Below are 15,898 nucleotides of genomic sequence, written 5' to 3'. Positions count from 1 at the left end.
CTGCTACTTCGATGCGCTAGCCAAGTCTGAGCGAGCTGACGCAACACCCAGCACTAGCCCACATCGAGGATACATTCTCGGCTACTTCGCCACGACGCGGTATGTCACCCACCGTGTAGCGGCCGCACAGCCCGCCCGGCCCGGTGCCCGGAGGCCGCGGCGGCCTACCACCCACTTACCCACACGCGCTTCGGCGCCTTCGGAGGACAACCACCATGGATTACTTACTGACATCCGGCGGCATTCAAAATGACGCCGAGCGCGCGGCCCTGGTCGACCTGCTCGGCAAACCGATCGCGGCCGCCAACGCGCTGTGCATCCCCACCGCGGCTTACGCGACCACGGAGAGCTCGCCGCAGGGCGTCTGGCGCTTCGTCGCCGGGCAAAGCAGCGCCCCTTTGGTAGCGCTTGGCTGGCACAGTCTCGGGGTGCTCGAGCTGACCGCCCTGCCGGACCTGCCGGCGGCGCGCTGGCGGCGCTGGCTGGATGAGGCCGACGCGCTTTTGGTCGATGGCGGCGACGCGGTGTACCTCGCCTACTGCCTGCGCCGCGCCGGGCTGGCGGACCTGCTGCCGACGCTTGCGCACAAGGTCTGGGTCGGCATCTCCGCCGGCAGCATGGTGGTCGCGCCGCGCATCGGGCAGTTCTTCACCACGTGGGCGCCGCCGAGCGGCCCGACCGACGCGGCACTCGGGTGGCTGAACTTCGCCATTTTTCCCCACCTCAACCTGTTTGAGGAGAACAACATGGCCAACGCCCGCGCCTGGGCCGACGACATCCAGCTGCCGGGATACGTGATCGACGAGCAGACCGCCATTCAGGTGAAGGACGGCGTCGCGTCCGTGATTTCTCAGGGCGAGTGGCACCGGCTGGGGCCGGGGTGGCGCTGAGTAAATAAAAATTGTATAATTAACCTGAATATTGCAAGAATACGTCTAACTCAAAGGAGAACTCACTCATGACTAAGAAACTGGTACTCGCTTACTCCGGCGGCCTCGACACCTCCGTGGCCATTCCTTGGCTGCAGGAGCGCGGCTACGACGTCATCGCCGTCTGCCTGAACGTCGGCCAACCCAACGCCGACATGGACTTCATCCAGAAAAAGGCGCTGCAGGTCGGCGCCATCGAGAGCTACGCGATCGACGCGCAGGAGGAGTTCGCCGACACCTACGTCGCGCCGGTGATCAAGGCCAACGCGCTGTACGAGGGCGACTACCCGCTGGTGTCCGCCCTGTCACGGCCGCTGATCATTGAGCACCTGGTCAAGATTGCGCACGACAACGGCGCGGTCGCCATCGCCCACGGCTCCACCGGCAAGGGCAACGACCAGGTCCGCTTCGAGGCCGCGATCCACGCGCTGGATCCGGACCTGGCGATCGAGGACCCGATCCGCGATTTTCACTGGTCGCGCGAAGAGGAGATCGACTACGCCAAGGACCACAACGTGCCGGTGCCGATCGGCAAGAAGTCGCCCTACTCGATTGACGCCAACCTCTGGGGCCGCGCCAACGAGGCCGGCATCCTCGAGAACCCGTGGAACCAGGCGCCGGACGACGCCTGGGGCATGACGGTCTCCCCCGAGGAAGCACCGGACAAGGCGACCTTCCTGGACCTGACGTTCGAAAAGGGCCTGCCGGTCGCCATCGACGGCGAGAAGCTCGGCCTGGCCGACTTGATCAAGAAACTCAACGAAATCGCCGGCGCTAACGGCATCGGCCGCATCGACAAGATCGAAAACCGCATGGTCGGCATCAAGTCCCGCGAGGTCTACGAGGCCCCGGGCGCCGCGGTGATCATGGCCGCGCACCACGAGCTGGAAAACCTGACGCTCGAGCGCGACGTCGCCCACTACAAGCCGCTGATCGAGCAGCAGCTCGCCACCATGATCTACGAGGCCAAGTGGATCACCCCGCTGTTCGATGCGCTGATGGCCTTCGTCGACCACACCCAGCAGGTGGTCAACGGCGTCGTCAAGATGAAGCTCTACAAGGGCAACGCGACGGCCGTGGCCCGCAAGTCGGACACCAACTCGCTGTACTCGGAGAGCCTGGCGACCTACACCTCCGCCGACTCCTTTGACCAGGAGGCCGCGGCCGGCTTCATCAAGCTGTGGACCCTGCCCGGCACCGTTTTCGAGCAGGTCAACCACGTCCACTCGGAGGAAAAGTAATGACCGACAAGCTCTGGGGCGGCCGCTTCACCCAAAAGGCGGCGCAGTGGGTCGACCAGTTCGGCGCGTCGATCGGCTTCGACCAGCAAATGGCCGCCGAGGACCTCGAGGGGTCTTTGGCGCACGTCGCGATGCTGGGCAAGCAGGGCATCATCCCCCAAGCGGACGCCGATGCAATCACGGCCGGCCTGCACCAGCTGCAGCAAAAGCTTGCGGCCGGTGAGCTGACCTTCACCGTGGCCAACGAGGACATCCACCTGAACATGGAGCGCCTGTTGACCGACCTGATCGGCCCCGTCGCCGGCAAGCTCCACACCGCCCGCTCGCGCAACGATCAGGTCGCCACCGATTTTCACCTCTGGCTCAAACACCGCCTGCCGGAGCTTTTGTCCGCCCTGTCCGGCCTGCAGGAGGTGCTGGTCGAAAAGGCCACGCAGCACGCCGGCACCATCATGCCCGGCTACACCCACCTGCAGCACGCCCAGCCGATCACGTACGGCCACTACCTGCTGGCCTACTTCGAGATGTTCCAGCGCGACTACGAGCGCTTCGAATTCAACCAGAAGCACACGGACATCCTGCCGCTGGGCGCCGCCGCGCTGGCCGGCACCACCTTCCCGATCGACCGCGAACAGGTCGCCGCGACGCTTGGGTTCGATGCCGTCTACCACAACTCGCTGGACGCCGTGTCCGACCGTGATTTTGCCCTCGAGTTCCTGAGCAACGCCGCGATCCTGATGCAGCACCTGTCGCGCCTGGCCGAGGAGCTGATCCTCTGGTGCACCTACGAGTTCAACTACATCGAGATGTCCGACGCCTTTGCGACCGGCTCGTCGATCATGCCGCAAAAGAAAAACGCGGACTTCGCCGAGCTGACCCGGGGCAAAACGGGCCGCGTGTACGGCGCCTTGATGGGGCTTTTGACCACCATGAAGGGCCTGCCGCTCGCCTACAACAAGGACATGCAGGAGGACAAGGAGCCGGTGTTCGACGCCTACACGACGATCCTCGGTTCGGTGCACATTTTCTCCGGCATGATCGAGTCGCTGACCGTCCACGAGAAGCGGATGCACGACGCGACCGTCGCCGACTTCAGCAACGCCACCGAGCTGGCCGACTACCTGGCCACCAAGGGCGTGCCGTTCCGAAAGGCCCACGGCATCGTCGGCGAGCTGGTGCTGGCCGGCATCCAGTCCGGCACCAGCCTGCAGGACATGCCGCTCGAGACGCTGCAAAAGGCCGCGCCGGAGATTCAAGAAGACGTCTACGCCGAGCTGTCGTCTGAGGCCGCGGTCAACCGCCGCACCAGCCTCGGCGGCACCGCCGTCGCCAACGTCAAGCAAGAGGCGGCCCGCGCCCAGGCCATCCTGGACGCCCGCAAGTAACGCAAAAACGAGTCCCACCCTGCCACAGTCTGGCGGAGTGGGACTCGTTTTATTATGTCGTTGGGCGCCGGGCGCGCCTAGTCCGGCGCGTCGGCCTTGTAGCGCATGAAGAAGCGCGCGACCGGGGCGTTGCTGCGGGTGGTCAGGCTGTCGGTCGGCAAAAGCTTCAGCACGAACTGAAAAATCGCCAGGGCCAGCGTCAGGAACGCCGTCACGCCGTTGCTGGTCACCGCCAGCGGCGTGCCGCCGAGCAGCTTCTGGGCCATCGCAATCCAGCTCGGCAGCACCATCACGTACTGAATGGCGAGCAGCACCGCGGTACCGCGCCCGGTGATGCCGACGTCGCGGTTGCGCCGCGTCACCAGGGACAGCTCGACCACCATCGTGATTAAAGAGAGAATCAGGACCACCGGCGTCAGCTGGCTGGTCGCGACCTGCGTGGCCTTGTCCACATTGTCGCCGTACTTCGTCAGCGCCTGGGTCACCAGGCTGACCGACATGACCATCATCACCACGAAGTTGACGATGTAGGCGAGCAGCTGCACCCACCAGTACCCGGCGCGGGTGGAGCGGCCGCGGAACTCGATGAGTCCCTTGAAAAAATCTGCGTAGGCGCGGCCAATCGTGACCTGCCCGGGAACTTCCTGAATCTGCTTCATGTGTGCCTCCTTATGTGAGAGCGTGAGCCGCGGCGGGCTTAGCAAACCGGCTAGCCTAGCGTGACCGCTTGAGGCCTGCACTTGTCCTCGAGTGGTCACGCGTAGCTAGACGCGTTTGCATTGCCGCGGGGAACGCGTTTAGAGCGTGAGCCCGAGCGCACTTAGCGGGACGGGTAGCCTAGCCACGGCGCTTGGGGCGGTCCTTGCCCCGAGTGACGTGGCGTAGCTAGCCGCTCCCGCGTTGCTCGGGGGAACGCGTTTGAGAGCGTGGAAAAGCGCGTGCTTAGCGGATCGACTAGCCCACCCGCGGCGCCTGCTTTGCCCTCAATTATACACTGAAGTCCCGCAAAGACGAATTCTCACGCCACGCAAAAACCCCCGCGTCACCAAGGCGGTGGCACGGGGGCTGCAATCAGTTCTTCAGCCTGCTCAGCAGACCGATGCCGACGATCAGGGCCGCCAGCGGCAGCAGGAGGTTCAGCGGCACGATGAAGTAGAAGAACGCCTCGTTGGTGCCGGGGTCGCCGATGAACAGGCAGGCCGGCAGCGTGACCACCGCAAGCGTCAGGAGCGCCTGCAGCAGCCACGCACGGCCGCGCGCCAGCACCACGGCGAGGGCGCCGCCGATCACCAGGGCCAGCGCCTCAAGGTAAAACGGCAGCTGACCGTCGTCCAGGCGCAGCCCAATGCTGGGCCCGGTGCCGAGCACCAGGGCCAGCGCGAGCACCACGCCGCACAACACCGCAACGATGCCGTTGGCCACCCGCCAAGGCACCGCGGTTGATCCTTCCGAGTTCGTTTTCACCATGATCCATCCTCCGTCTCGTCGACGTCTGCGCGCGACCACCCGGCCGTGCGCGGACCACCCAGGGGTTTCCACACCCGTGACTTGGTTACCGGGCGGCCTGGCGCTGGACCGGCGTTGCGGATGCCCCCACCCGCGACGACTTCGCCTGTGACCGCCCGCCTGTTGGCTGATTCCGGCCGCTCGCCGCCTGCGACTGCCCGGACTGCGCCTGCGCGCCGGTGGTCCCGGCCAGACCGTAGCGCGCCATCAGTCCGGTGACGGCCTGGCCCAGGGCCGTCATCGAATCGTTTTGAACGTTGCTCATCAGCACCACCGCATTTTGCCCGTCCGGCGTGATGCGGAACGTGCTGTAGAAGCCGTAGCCGACCCCGTTGGTGCGGTAGTAATCCGGATGGATGTAGAAGCCACCGCTGTACCTGACGCCCTGCTGGTACAGGCGGGTGCGGTCGCCGCCGAACAGCTTGCCGGTGACCAGCGCGCGCTCGGTGCGGTAGAGATCGGCGGCAGACATGAAGACCTGCCCGGTGCCGAGCTCCGCGTGCATCCGGTCCTTGGTCGGCGACTGCGGCGTCTTGTACTTGCCGTCCCGGTAACCCGTCGCGGCCGTCTTGGCCCCGTCCAGCGCGTAGGCCATCGCCGTGTGCTGCAGGTGCAGGCGGTCGATGTACTGGGCCTTGAACTGTGCCTCGTAGCTCTGGCCGCTGAGCTGCTCGGTGATGCCGGCCAAAAGCAGGTAGTTGACCGGCGTGTAGACGAACGTGCCGCGCAGGTTCGGGCGGTATGCCATCTGATCCACGTTGGCGGCCACCAGGTTCGCGTCCCCTGTGTACGGCACGGTCAGCACGCCCTTGATGGCCAGGCCGGACGCCATGTGCAGCGCGTCGGCCACCGTCAGCGGCTCCTGGGCAAGGCGCGGGAAAAACTGCCCCAGCCGCGTGTCGAAGCTCAGCTTGCCCGCGACGATCTGGTTCATCACCAGGCCGGCAGTCAGGTTTTTTTGCATCGAGTCGATCTGGTACATGGTGTCCAGCGTGTTCGGCCGGTTCGTCGCGGCGTCGGCGAGGCCGCTGGCGCGCGAGGCGATGATGCGCCCGCCCCGGATGATCAGCGCCGTGCCGGAGAAGTCCAGCTTCGACAGCGTGTTGTCCAAGTCGGCCTGCGCCGCCTCGTCCACGCTCGCGGCCAGGGCCGGCGCGGCCTTTTTGACCGTCGCCTGCTTCTTGGTCACGTCCTGCTGCAGGGTGCGCACGCTGGCCTGCTGCGGCGTGGACACGCGCCCGAGCCAAAAGCCCCAGGCGAACACGCCGATAATGATCGCGGCGAGCATCAGCCCGCGGTGCCAAGGTGAAAAGTGAACAACACGTCGGTGCATGGAATAAACCTCCAGAGGGTGCAACAGCATCTGAGTTATCGGGCCGGGCGCCGGTGAGGACAGGCCACGCCTATGCCCTAAATCACGATTAACCATTTCGCGTTCAAAGCGCGACGGCCTTGTATCATCCGTCACGCCCGCCACCGCACCACAATGTAGCGGGCGGAGGGCCCGGATCCCGCGGCCGCGCCTAGTTGCCGCTGACCACCGCGTCGCGCCAGCTCTTGGTGTAGAACTGCGGATTGAGGTGGTAGCTGACCGGGCGGCGAGGGGCGGCGAGGAACGGCGCCACGGTGCGGTCGACGCGGACCCAGCCGCGCCAGCCGATGTGGATCGTGTCCTGCATGAAGTACGGGCGGCTGCCGTCGCGGCTCAAGTCGAGCACGCGGTTGAAGCCCTGACCCTGCAGCTGCACGCGCAGCTTTTCCACGGCCTGGTGGAGCTTGGCCTCGGACAGGCCGGTGTAGGCGGCCCACTTCGCGTTGATCGGCGGAATCACAAACTGGACGTCGACGTCGTACCTGGCAAAGGCGGTGAGCAGCAGCTGAAAATCGCTGTACTCCGGCCCGAAGCGGTAGTCAAAGCCCCGCTGCTTGCCGCGCATCTTCGCCAGCCGGCCCTCGCCGAGCCTGGAGCTGAAGAAGTGATCGTCGATGCCGAAGCTGTTGTTGCGGGTGTGGGCGGCGCCGACCTTGGCCGCCAGCGCGTCGAGCTGGTCGTTGGTCGCCGTCGCCGGCAGCTGCCGGACGCTTTTGGCCAGCTCGCGCTCGTGCGGGTTGACGGTGAAGTGGGAGAACAGGCCGTCCTCGTTGTGCAGGATCTGGAGTCTGGCCTCGAGGAGCAGGCGCAGCGGGCGGCTGATTTTCTGGCCGGCCGCGACCTGCAGCAGCGCGCTTTTGACCGTCTGATCCTTCTTCACGGCCTGCATGCACAGCAGGCGGCGCGCGGCGTAGCGGTCGGCGACCGTGTTCTTGGCGCCGAGCACCCAGGTGACGGTCTCAAGCGGCGAGTAGAAGTAATCGAACGCCGGGCGCATCACGCCGCGGCGCGTGAACCACTGCATCGAGACGATGAACACGGCCTTCTTGTGCCGCAGCTTCGGCAGCATCGTCTGCGCGTTGATGAACTGCGTCAACGACTGCGTGCCGGGCGCGCCGATCAGGAACGGCCGGTAGTTGCGGTGGTAGCGGGTCGCCAGGGCCGACGGGTGAAAAGGGTCCAGCCGCGACAGCTCGCTTGAGCCGAAGAACGGCACGGCGCCCTGCGCCAGCGCCTGGTTTTTCGCCCGGGCGCCGGCCAGCACGGTCGGCGACATCGCAACGGACGCGGAGCGCACCGCGGCCGGGCTCATCCGCTTGAACGACAGCGGCGCCAGAAAAAGCGCCAGCGTGAGGCCCGCGGCGATCGCCACGGGGCCGAAGAGCTGCCAGACGCGCCGCTTCATTGCAGGCTGGCCGCCTTGGCCGCGATCTTGTTCGGCGTCTCCCACTCGCTGCGGTCGAACTCGGACACCGGCACGGTGATGCCCAGCTCGTCCTGCAGCCCCAGCAGCAGCTGCACGGTGTCCATCGAGTCCAGGGTCCCGGTCGCAAAAAGGTTCTCGTCGGGATTGGCGCTGAAGTCGGTGCCGGTCAGATCCTTCAGTAAGTCGAATACGGTTTGCTTGATGTTATCCATGTTGTACTCCTTGGTGGCGCGAGGCGCCGTGCATTAGTGACAAGTTTGTGTTGGTGCTTGGTTATGGTGATGAAGGCCGGGCTCCGGCGGGAACGGGCCCCTGCCTCCGGCTCCGGGCCGGGGCGGCGGAACGCGTGGGGCTCCCTTGAGCCCAAAGACCGGTCTCAAGACCCGCCCTTGCACTAAGCCGGCAAAGTACGCCGGCTAAGTGCAATTTCACGCTGGCTCGCCCCGGCCCTGCGCCTGCGGCAGTGGCGCGTTCGCGCCTCCGCCCTACACAGTAGCTGACAGGCGACTTGGCAGGAGCCCCGCGTGAGCGTTTGCGGACAGAACTGTTAAGCCATAAGTCTTCAGGACTTCGGTTGCCAGAACCACCATGTAGCGGCCGCAGGGGCCCGGGCGGGTCGGCCCGTGAAAGGATGAGGATTCCGGGTGACCGCGGGTTTTGCGGGCAGCCGCAATCCTCATCCCGGCAAAATTCGCGCCGGAGCGCGGGGCCGTAGGCAACGGCTCGGCGGGAATTTTAGGCTGGAGCCCGTTTCGGGCGGAAGCCGGCCGCACAGGCCGACCCGCCCGGGCCCCGGAGGCCGCGGCCTGCGCCGCGCTTCGCCCTGGTTCGTCGGGCTACGCGCGGCAACGCCGGAGCGGCTAGCTACGCCTGGTCGCTTGCGCCATAGTGCGGTCCAAGTGCCCCGGCTAGGCTACCCGTCCGGCTAAGTGCGCCGCGCATCGCCCTGGTTTTAGAACACCTGCCCCAGGAATCCGGAGAAGATCAGGAAGCTGAAGCAGACCACGTTGAACGTGATGACCACGGCCAGGGCCTGGGTCCACTGGTTGTGCGGCATCGTCGCCCGGTGCTTTTTCTTGTAGCGGAGCCAGTAGTCGTTGATGATGATGGCGCCGGCGTGGAACAGCCCGTAGACGATGTAGTACCACGTGACGCCGTGCCAGAAGCCCATGATCAGGAAGTTGATCAGGTAGGCGACCTGCGAGACGCGGATGCGGTTTTTGATCAGCTTGTGCTTCATGATGAAGAACGTGACGCGCATGAAGATGAAGTCGCGGAACCAAAACGACAGCGTCATGTGCCACCGGTTCCAGAACTCCTTGATGTTGCCCGCGGCGAACGGCTTGTTGAAGTTGACCGGCGTGTCGATGCCCATCACGAGGCTCATCCCCACCGCAAACAGGCTGTAGCCGGCAAAATCAAAGAACAGGTACATCGAGTACGTGTACATGTAGCCGATCAAAGGCCAGGTCAAGGCCCAGGTGCCACGCGCGGCCATGGCGGCCTGCGTGACCTGCGGCAGCATCACCGTGCCGAACAGGTAGCCCAGCACGAACTTGTAGCCGAACCCGAGCATCACCGATTTCAGCGCCCGCCCCAGCATTTCCAGGTAGGCGTCCTGGGTCGGCACCGCGTCGTAGTCCTTCTGGAAGCGCCGGAAGCGGTCGATCGGGCCGCTGGAGATGGTCGGCAGGAAAAGCAGGAAGCGCAGGAACGCGACCGGCGGCACGGCCTTGAGCGCGCCGTCGCGCAGCTCCATGATTACCTGCACCGACTTGAAGGTCAGATACGAGATGCCGAGAAACCCGAGCAGCGACGGCTGAACCGAAAACACCGGCGTCAGCTTGACCACCGCCAACGGGGCGATGCTGGCAAGAACCGCCAGCACGAAGGTCGGCGTCTGGTTGTGGGCCTTGCGATAGTGCGCGTAGCCCTCGACCAGGGCGAGCTGGAAAATCACGTAGGCGATCAGGGCGACGCCTTCGTGCCACTTGTGCGGCCCGGCAAACATCCAGGCGATGAACACCAGTGCGACGCCGCTTTCCCAGTAGCGCAGCCGGTGGCCGTGCCACAGGCCGACAATCACGGGAATCAGCGCCACCAGCAGGATCAGGAAGTACTTGGGGTCGGCGTACGGAGACAGCGGGCTCATGCGTTGACCTCTTGAATCAGCGCCTTGATCGCGACCTTACCGTTTTGCGTCAGGGGCAGGCTGTCCTTGAACTCGAAGCGCGACGGGATCATGTAGGCCATCATCACGCCCTGCAGGTGTTCGTGGATCGCGGTGGTCAGGGTCGCGGGGTCGACGGTCGGGTCGGCCGGCACCACGTAGGCGAGCAGCGCGGCGACCTTGTGCTCGCGGTTGTAGCGCGGCACCGCGACGCCCTGGCGGATCATCGGCGCGAGGTTGAGGTAGTGGTTCACCTCTTCCAGCTCGATGCGGTAGCCGTTGAGCTTGATCTGAAAATCGGTCCGCCCGCAGTAGAAGATCAGCCCGTCGTCTTCGATGTAGCCGAGGTCGCCGGTGCGGTAGGCCTGAACGCCGCGGTCGGTGGTGAAAACGGCGGCCGTCTTGTTCGGCCGGTTCAGGTAGCCCTTGGAGACGCTCGGGCCGGCGATCGCGAGCTCGCCGATCACGCGGTCGCCCTCCTGCTGGGCCGTCTCGGCGATCAGCCGCAGCGTCGTGTCCGGCTTGGCGTACCCGATCGGCAGCCGCGGGTAGCGGGCTAGGATGTCCTGGGTGATGCGCACCGCCGTGACCGCCACCGTGGCCTCGGTCGGCCCGTAGGTGTTGAACAGCTCGGCAGCGGGGAAGCGATCCAGGAGCCGTGCCGCGGTTTTGTGGGTCAGCTCCTCGCCGCAGAAGAACAGCTGGCGAAGGTTCGGGTGGTGCGCCGCGTCAAAGGTCGGATCCAGCAGGCACATCTCGATGAAGCTCGGCGTGGACACCCAGACGTCGACGTCCAGGTCCGGCAGTGCGGTGACGAGCTGGCGCAGGTCCGCGGTCGTCTCCTTGGGCAGCACCTTCAGGCAGCCGCCGGCGGTCAGCGCCGGGTACAGCGACATGACGGACAGGTCGAAGGAGAACGGCGCCTGCGCGAGCATTTTGGCCTGGGTCGGCAGGTTGAAGTCGGCCATCCAGGCCACGAAGCTCGCCAGGTTGTCCAGGCTGATCTGCACGCCCTTGGGCTGGCCGGTGGTGCCGGAGGTGAAAATGATGTAGAAGTTGTCGCCGCCCTGCAGGCTCGGGGCCGGGGCGGCCGCGCCGTCCTGCATCGTCGCTTGGAGCTGTTCCGGCGTCACCGTCGGCGTGTGCAGCGTGAGCGGCAGCGGCACCGTGGCGATCACCAGGGCGGGCTTGGCGATGTCTTCGATCATCGTCAGCCGGTCCTTGGGCGAGTGGGTGTCCACCGGAATGTAGGCGTGCCCCGCCTTCACACAGCCGAGAAAGGCCGCGATGGCTGCGAAGCTCTGGTCGCAGTAGACCAGGATCGGCGTCTTGGCCGCGATTGGCCGCACGGCGAGGTCCGCCGCGATCGCGTCGGAGGCCGCCTTCAGCTCGCCGTATGTGTTGACCTGACCCAGCACGTCGATGGCCGGGCGGTTCGGTTCCTGCATTGCGACCGCATCGATCGCCTCAATAATCGTAGATTGCATCGTGCACCCCTTAGAATTCGTTGTAGATGAAATGACCGCCTGCCACGCCGCGGTAGCTGTACAGGTACACCAGGACAATCAGGATTGCGGTGTACAAAACCGTGCGGGCGATGAATGACACCAGCGGTCGGTGCCAGAAGTTGATGAAACGCGCCACTGTGCCGCCTCCCTTGCCACAAGTTTTGAAAACATAAACCCAGTGTACCGACGCGGCGCCCGGTCTGCATTCAAGGTTTTCTAAGCACAAGATTAAGGATTCTAAGAAAGCGCTGCCGCCACGCGGCCTTTCGGCGTTCGTCTGGACACGGTGCGTCCAGGCGGGCTTTCAGAAACGCGGGTGCGGGCGCACGAAAAAGAGGCGATGCCGGCTGGCATCGCCTCCCCTATCTGTGTGTCTGTCTCGGTGCGCGCCGCGGTGGCGGGCAGGCCGCCAAGGGCGCGCGGTTTCCCGCGGGCGTCAAGGCGCGCCGCGCGGCCACCCGTGCTCAGTCGCGCCGGCTGTCGGCCGCCTCGAAGGAGACGGCGAAGACGCTGCCGTGTGGCACGTTGTCGGTCACCTGGATGGTCGCGCCGGACAGGGCCGCCAGCCGCGCCGCGATGGCCAGGCCGAGGCCGGTGCCCGCGATTTTCTTCGAGCGCGACGAGTCGACGCGGTAGAAGCGATCGAAGACCTGGTCCTTGGCGGCGTCGGGGATGCCGGGACCAAGGTCGGCCACGCGCAGCACGATGCGACCCGCGGCGCGCTGCGCCGTGATGGTCACCGGCGCGTCCGGCGCGTACTTGGCCGCGTTGTTCAACAGGCACAGCAGGATGTGCGTGACCGAATCCGCGTCGGCCAGGATCCACAGGCCGCCCTCAAGCGCCACTTCGGGCTCCTGGGCGGCGGCGTAGCGGTCCACGGTGTCCTGCACCAGGACGCTTAAGTCCAGCGGCTGGCGTGCGACCTGGACGTGGTCCATGCGCGACAGCGTCAGCAGGCTCTCGATCAGCCGCTGCATCTTCAGCGACTCGTCCTCAATCACCGCCAAAGACTCCGGCACAATCTCGGGGTGCGCCGACCCGTGGCGGCGAATCAGGCTCGCGTGGCCACGGATCGCCGTCAGCGGCGTGCGCAGTTCGTGCGAGGCGTCGGAGACGAACTGGTTGTCCCGGCGCACCTGCGCGTTGAGCACGGCCAAAAGGCGGTTGAACTCGATGGACAGCTGCTGGACCTCGGCGGGCCCGGCCGCCACCGGCAGCGCCTCCTGGTGCGTCGCGTTCTCCTTGGCCGCGATGCCCTTGGCCGCCTCGGTCAAAGCCGCCAGCGGCCGGTTCAGCCGCCGCGCCAGAATCGAGGTCGCCCAGGCGCCGGCGAGCAGGCCGATCAGGGTGATGCCCACGATGATCGCCAACAGCAGCTTGACCAGATTGACCATGCGGTTGAGGCTCATCCAGATCTCGTAGTCGACCGTCATGCCGTCCTTTTTGACCACCGCCTCGCGGTAGTAGTAGATGCCCTGGTCCTCCTGGTACTGCACGTGGGAGATCAGGGGGTACGTCATCAGCGTGTCCTTGAGAAACCGCTTGGTGTTCTTGGCGTAGTAGGTCTCGTTGACCCCCTGCCCGGACACGTTGACGCGCACGAAGGCGTGGTGCGTGCGGTAGCTCGAGGAGAACCACGCGTCCCAGTCCGGTCGGTTGTTCTTGAAGGAGTCCTGCAGGTCGCCCATCAGCTGCGCGGAGTCGTCCTGCTTGCTGCGGATCAGGTACTCGGCGACCACGCCGACGCTGACGATGCCGATGACGAACACCACGATGGTCAACAAAACCACGTAGGTGCGCGTGATGCGGTGCGCGTAGGTCGCCGGGCGCCGCGGCTGCCGCGCGCGCAGCCGGGCCGCAAGCGTCGGCCGGCTCGCCGCGGTGCCGGCGACCGCGGTCGCTGCCGTGTCAGCCGAGGTGGTTGCGCCGCGCGCGGTGGCACCCTGGCCGCGATTCGGGTCCGCCGCGCCGGGCCGTCCCGCCCGCTCAGTCATTGGCCGCCTGCAGCGCGTAGCCCACGCCGCGCACCGTGTGGATCAGGTTCGGACCGCCGAGTTTTTGCCTCAGGTAGCGGATGTAGACGTCCACGATGTTGACCTGGCCGTCGAACTCCGTGCCCCAGACCGCGTCCAGCAGCTCGTCGCGGCTCATCGTCGTGCCGACGTGCTGCATCAGGACCAAAAGCAGGTCGTACTCGCGCTGCGTCAGCTGGGCGAGCTGGCCGCCGCGGTGGACCTGGCGCGCCTTGGTGTCGAGCTCGAGGTCGGCCACCCGGTAGTTGGCCACCGTGTTGCCGTGGCGCCTGAGCAGCACCCGCAGCCGCGCGAGCAGCTCCTCGATCTCGAAAGGCTTGGTCAGGTAGTCGTCGGCGCCATTATCCAGCCCCGCCACCTTGTCGCCGACGTAATCGCGCGCCGTCATCATCATGATCGGCACCTGCGACGTCTTGCGGATGCGCCGCATCACCTCGAGGCCGTCCAGCTTCGGCAGCATCCAGTCCAGCAAGATCAGGTCGATGCCGGCCCCTTTTTGCTGAAAATCGTCCCAGGCCGCCTGCCCGTCCTCAGCGAGCAGCACCCGGTACCCCTCGAACTTGAGCTCCGAGCACAGGTACGTGCTCAGGCTCTCCTCGTCTTCCACTAGCATGATTGTCTGTGTCATCGTCTCTCTCCAGTCCTTGCCCATTCTGCTTTCAGCCTACCACAGGCCCGCGGCCGACGGTCATAACAGTTTCGTCACCCGAGCGGACGCGGCGGGCGCGGGCCGAGGCGGCGCAAGGCGGGCAGCGGTTGCAGAAAAAAGGCGCGTGACCATCGCCACGCGCCAGATTGCGGTGCTGTTGCCCTCAGTTATTGCGCAAAAAAGGGGTCTACACTTTCTGGTGTTGGAGAATTCCAACGCCGAGAGTGTAGACCTTTTTTCAATAACAGCGCAAAATAAAAGGGCACCATCTAGCACCCGTTCTTCGCTCCAAGCGACCAAACCTAAAACAAAGCGAGGTATTAGTGATGTCCAACCTTGATTCTACGCTCTCTGTCCTGGGATTGCCATACGAGAACATTCATGTAACCGCAGTTTACGACGGCTACCGAGGCCGGGGCAAGCGGCGCCTTCAGTACCACGTCATTGCGTGTGATCTCACTTACCACCGCGATACTTGTCCTCACTGTGGTGAAGACGCGTTGCGACCTAACGGTCATAAGGCGACACACATCCGCATTCAATCACTCAGTCAACTTCCAACGCTTCTTGAGCTTTCCAAACAGCGCTGGCTCTGCTCGGCCTGCCATCGTACCTGTTCCGCAGAGACACCGCTTGTGGCCTACAATGACACGATTGCCCACTCAATCAAGCAAACAGTCCTACAGCTTGCCAGGCAGTCCCTCCCCGAAGCAGTGATTGCCAAAAATACGGGTATCTCTGCAGCGACAGTTCGACGAGAACTCAAGTCCCATCTCCACCATCGCAGTCGCCCGGAGTTGCCGACCAACCTATGTTTTGACGAGTTTCGATCAACTCAGAATATGATGTCCTTCATCTGTATTGATGGCGATACCCATCGATTGGTGAAGCTTCTTGGCGACCGTCTGAATAAGACTATCAAGGACTTCTTTCTTGCCAACTACTCCACGGCAGAACGCGCCGCCGTTCAGACCATCACAATGGACATGAACGCCTCCTACCAAGCTTTTATCCACCAAGTTTTCCCCAATGCCCAGCTCATCATCGATCGCTTCCATATCGTTCAGTTGCTCGGTCACGCGGTGGACACTGTGCGCGTCGCAACGCTTAAGCAGCTCGACGACAAAACGAGCCGAGTCTACCGTATTCTTAAACATCAGTGGCGGCTCTTCCACAAGGCCGCACCGGACGCGATACACACCAAATACATGCGTGGGCTGAACGAGCATATCACGGAACAGGGCGCCCTAGATGTGGCGTTCACCGCCAACCCTCGGTTGGCCACAGTATGCGAAACCTACCAAGCGCTTCACGATGCCTTGATGGGCCACAATCCGCGGCGGTTGTGGCAGTTACTTGAACACTACGAGTCAACCGGAACCGAAATGGACACCGCAATCCGCACGCTCAAATCGAACCAGGCTGGAATTCTGGCGGCAGCGGACAGTTGGCGTTCCAACGGTCCACTTGAAGGGATTAATCGCAAGATCAAAGCGCTCAAGCGATCGTGCTATGGATTCAGAGACCAAGCTCACTTCTTCGAGCGGATCTACCAGATTATCGCATAAATAACAAAAGAGCCCCTCCAAAGAGGAACTCCCAGAAAATATCAAATTATTCTTCAACACCAGTTGACGCAGAGCCCAAAAAAGGCGCGCGGTGTAACCCGCGCGCCCACC

Annotated in this window: 14 protein-coding genes; 4 read left to right on the top strand and 10 right to left on the bottom strand. The window is 64.5% G+C overall.

Annotated features, from left to right (window positions below; all coding sequences use genetic code 11):
* The first annotated feature begins 215 nt into the window (after positions 1 to 215).
* The 3 genes from LE416_RS07940 (at position 216) to argH (ending at position 3,555) form a co-directional block, all read left to right on the top strand.
* Complete coding sequence (locus LE416_RS07940) at positions 216 to 890, top strand: Type 1 glutamine amidotransferase-like domain-containing protein (protein ID WP_225047967.1); 675 nt, start codon at positions 216 to 218, stop codon at positions 888 to 890.
* 68 nt (positions 891 to 958) lie between these two features.
* Positions 959 to 2,170, top strand: coding sequence for an argininosuccinate synthase (locus tag LE416_RS07935; protein ID WP_225047966.1), 1,212 nt, complete (start codon positions 959 to 961; stop codon positions 2,168 to 2,170).
* Positions 2,170 to 3,555 carry an argininosuccinate lyase gene (argH, locus tag LE416_RS07930; RefSeq protein WP_225047965.1) on the top strand — a complete coding sequence of 462 codons (1,386 nt, stop codon included), beginning with the start codon at positions 2,170 to 2,172 and terminating at the stop codon, positions 3,553 to 3,555. Before LE416_RS07935 ends, argH begins: the two co-directional genes overlap by 1 nt.
* Before the next feature lie 77 nt (positions 3,556 to 3,632).
* On the opposite strand, the gene LE416_RS07925 is transcribed toward argH, so the two are convergent.
* From LE416_RS07925 to LE416_RS07880, 10 genes are all read right to left on the bottom strand, one after another.
* Complete coding sequence (locus LE416_RS07925) at positions 3,633 to 4,214, bottom strand: DUF805 domain-containing protein (protein ID WP_225047964.1); 582 nt, start codon at positions 4,212 to 4,214, stop codon at positions 3,633 to 3,635.
* A 412-nt stretch (positions 4,215 to 4,626) separates the two neighbouring features.
* Positions 4,627 to 5,022, bottom strand: a complete 396-nt coding sequence (locus LE416_RS07920) for a hypothetical protein (RefSeq protein ID WP_225047963.1) — start codon at positions 5,020 to 5,022, stop codon at positions 4,627 to 4,629.
* Positions 5,023 to 5,107: 85 nt separating this feature from the next.
* Positions 5,108 to 6,394, bottom strand: a complete 1,287-nt coding sequence (locus tag LE416_RS07915) for a serine hydrolase domain-containing protein (protein ID WP_225047962.1) — start codon at positions 6,392 to 6,394, stop codon at positions 5,108 to 5,110.
* A 190-nt stretch (positions 6,395 to 6,584) separates the two neighbouring features.
* The gene (gene dltD, locus LE416_RS07910) at positions 6,585 to 7,838 is read right to left on the bottom strand and encodes a D-alanyl-lipoteichoic acid biosynthesis protein DltD (RefSeq protein ID WP_225047961.1); all 1,254 of its coding nucleotides are present in this window, start codon (positions 7,836 to 7,838) and stop codon (positions 6,585 to 6,587) included.
* A complete protein-coding gene (gene dltC / locus LE416_RS07905; protein WP_225047960.1) occupies positions 7,835 to 8,071 on the bottom strand; it encodes a D-alanine--poly(phosphoribitol) ligase subunit DltC in 237 nt (78 codons plus the stop codon). Before dltC ends, dltD begins: the two co-directional genes overlap by 4 nt.
* A gap of 740 nt (positions 8,072 to 8,811) precedes the next feature.
* Complete coding sequence (gene dltB, locus LE416_RS07900) at positions 8,812 to 10,011, bottom strand: D-alanyl-lipoteichoic acid biosynthesis protein DltB (protein ID WP_225047959.1); 1,200 nt, start codon at positions 10,009 to 10,011, stop codon at positions 8,812 to 8,814.
* Positions 10,008 to 11,516 (bottom strand): D-alanine--poly(phosphoribitol) ligase subunit DltA, encoded by a 1,509-nt coding sequence (gene dltA, locus LE416_RS07895; RefSeq protein ID WP_225047958.1) that lies wholly within the window; start codon positions 11,514 to 11,516, stop codon positions 10,008 to 10,010. Before dltA ends, dltB begins: the two co-directional genes overlap by 4 nt.
* A 10-nt stretch (positions 11,517 to 11,526) precedes the next feature.
* Positions 11,527 to 11,673, bottom strand: coding sequence for a teichoic acid D-Ala incorporation-associated protein DltX (locus tag LE416_RS07890; RefSeq protein WP_225047957.1), 147 nt, complete (start codon positions 11,671 to 11,673; stop codon positions 11,527 to 11,529).
* Positions 11,674 to 12,001: 328 nt separating this feature from the next.
* On the bottom strand, positions 12,002 to 13,531 hold the full coding sequence (locus LE416_RS07885) for a sensor histidine kinase (RefSeq protein WP_225047956.1): 1,530 nt from the start codon (positions 13,529 to 13,531) through the stop codon (positions 12,002 to 12,004).
* On the bottom strand, positions 13,524 to 14,198 hold the full coding sequence (locus LE416_RS07880) for a response regulator transcription factor (protein WP_225047955.1): 675 nt from the start codon (positions 14,196 to 14,198) through the stop codon (positions 13,524 to 13,526). The genes LE416_RS07885 and LE416_RS07880 overlap by 8 nt, the downstream gene beginning before the upstream one ends.
* A gap of 347 nt (positions 14,199 to 14,545) precedes the next feature.
* Here LE416_RS07880 and LE416_RS07875 point away from each other — a divergent pair, with 347 nt between their 5' ends.
* Positions 14,546 to 15,787 (top strand): ISL3 family transposase, encoded by a 1,242-nt coding sequence (locus LE416_RS07875; protein WP_225046665.1) that lies wholly within the window; start codon positions 14,546 to 14,548, stop codon positions 15,785 to 15,787.
* The last annotated feature ends 111 nt before the right edge of the window (positions 15,788 to 15,898 follow it).

The sequence above is a fragment of the Lacticaseibacillus kribbianus genome (assembly GCF_020180945.1).
GTDB lineage: Bacteria > Bacillota > Bacilli > Lactobacillales > Lactobacillaceae > Lacticaseibacillus > Lacticaseibacillus kribbianus.
The sequence above is the reverse complement of the archived record's forward strand: the minus strand, read 5'-3'. Positions and strand labels throughout refer to the sequence as shown.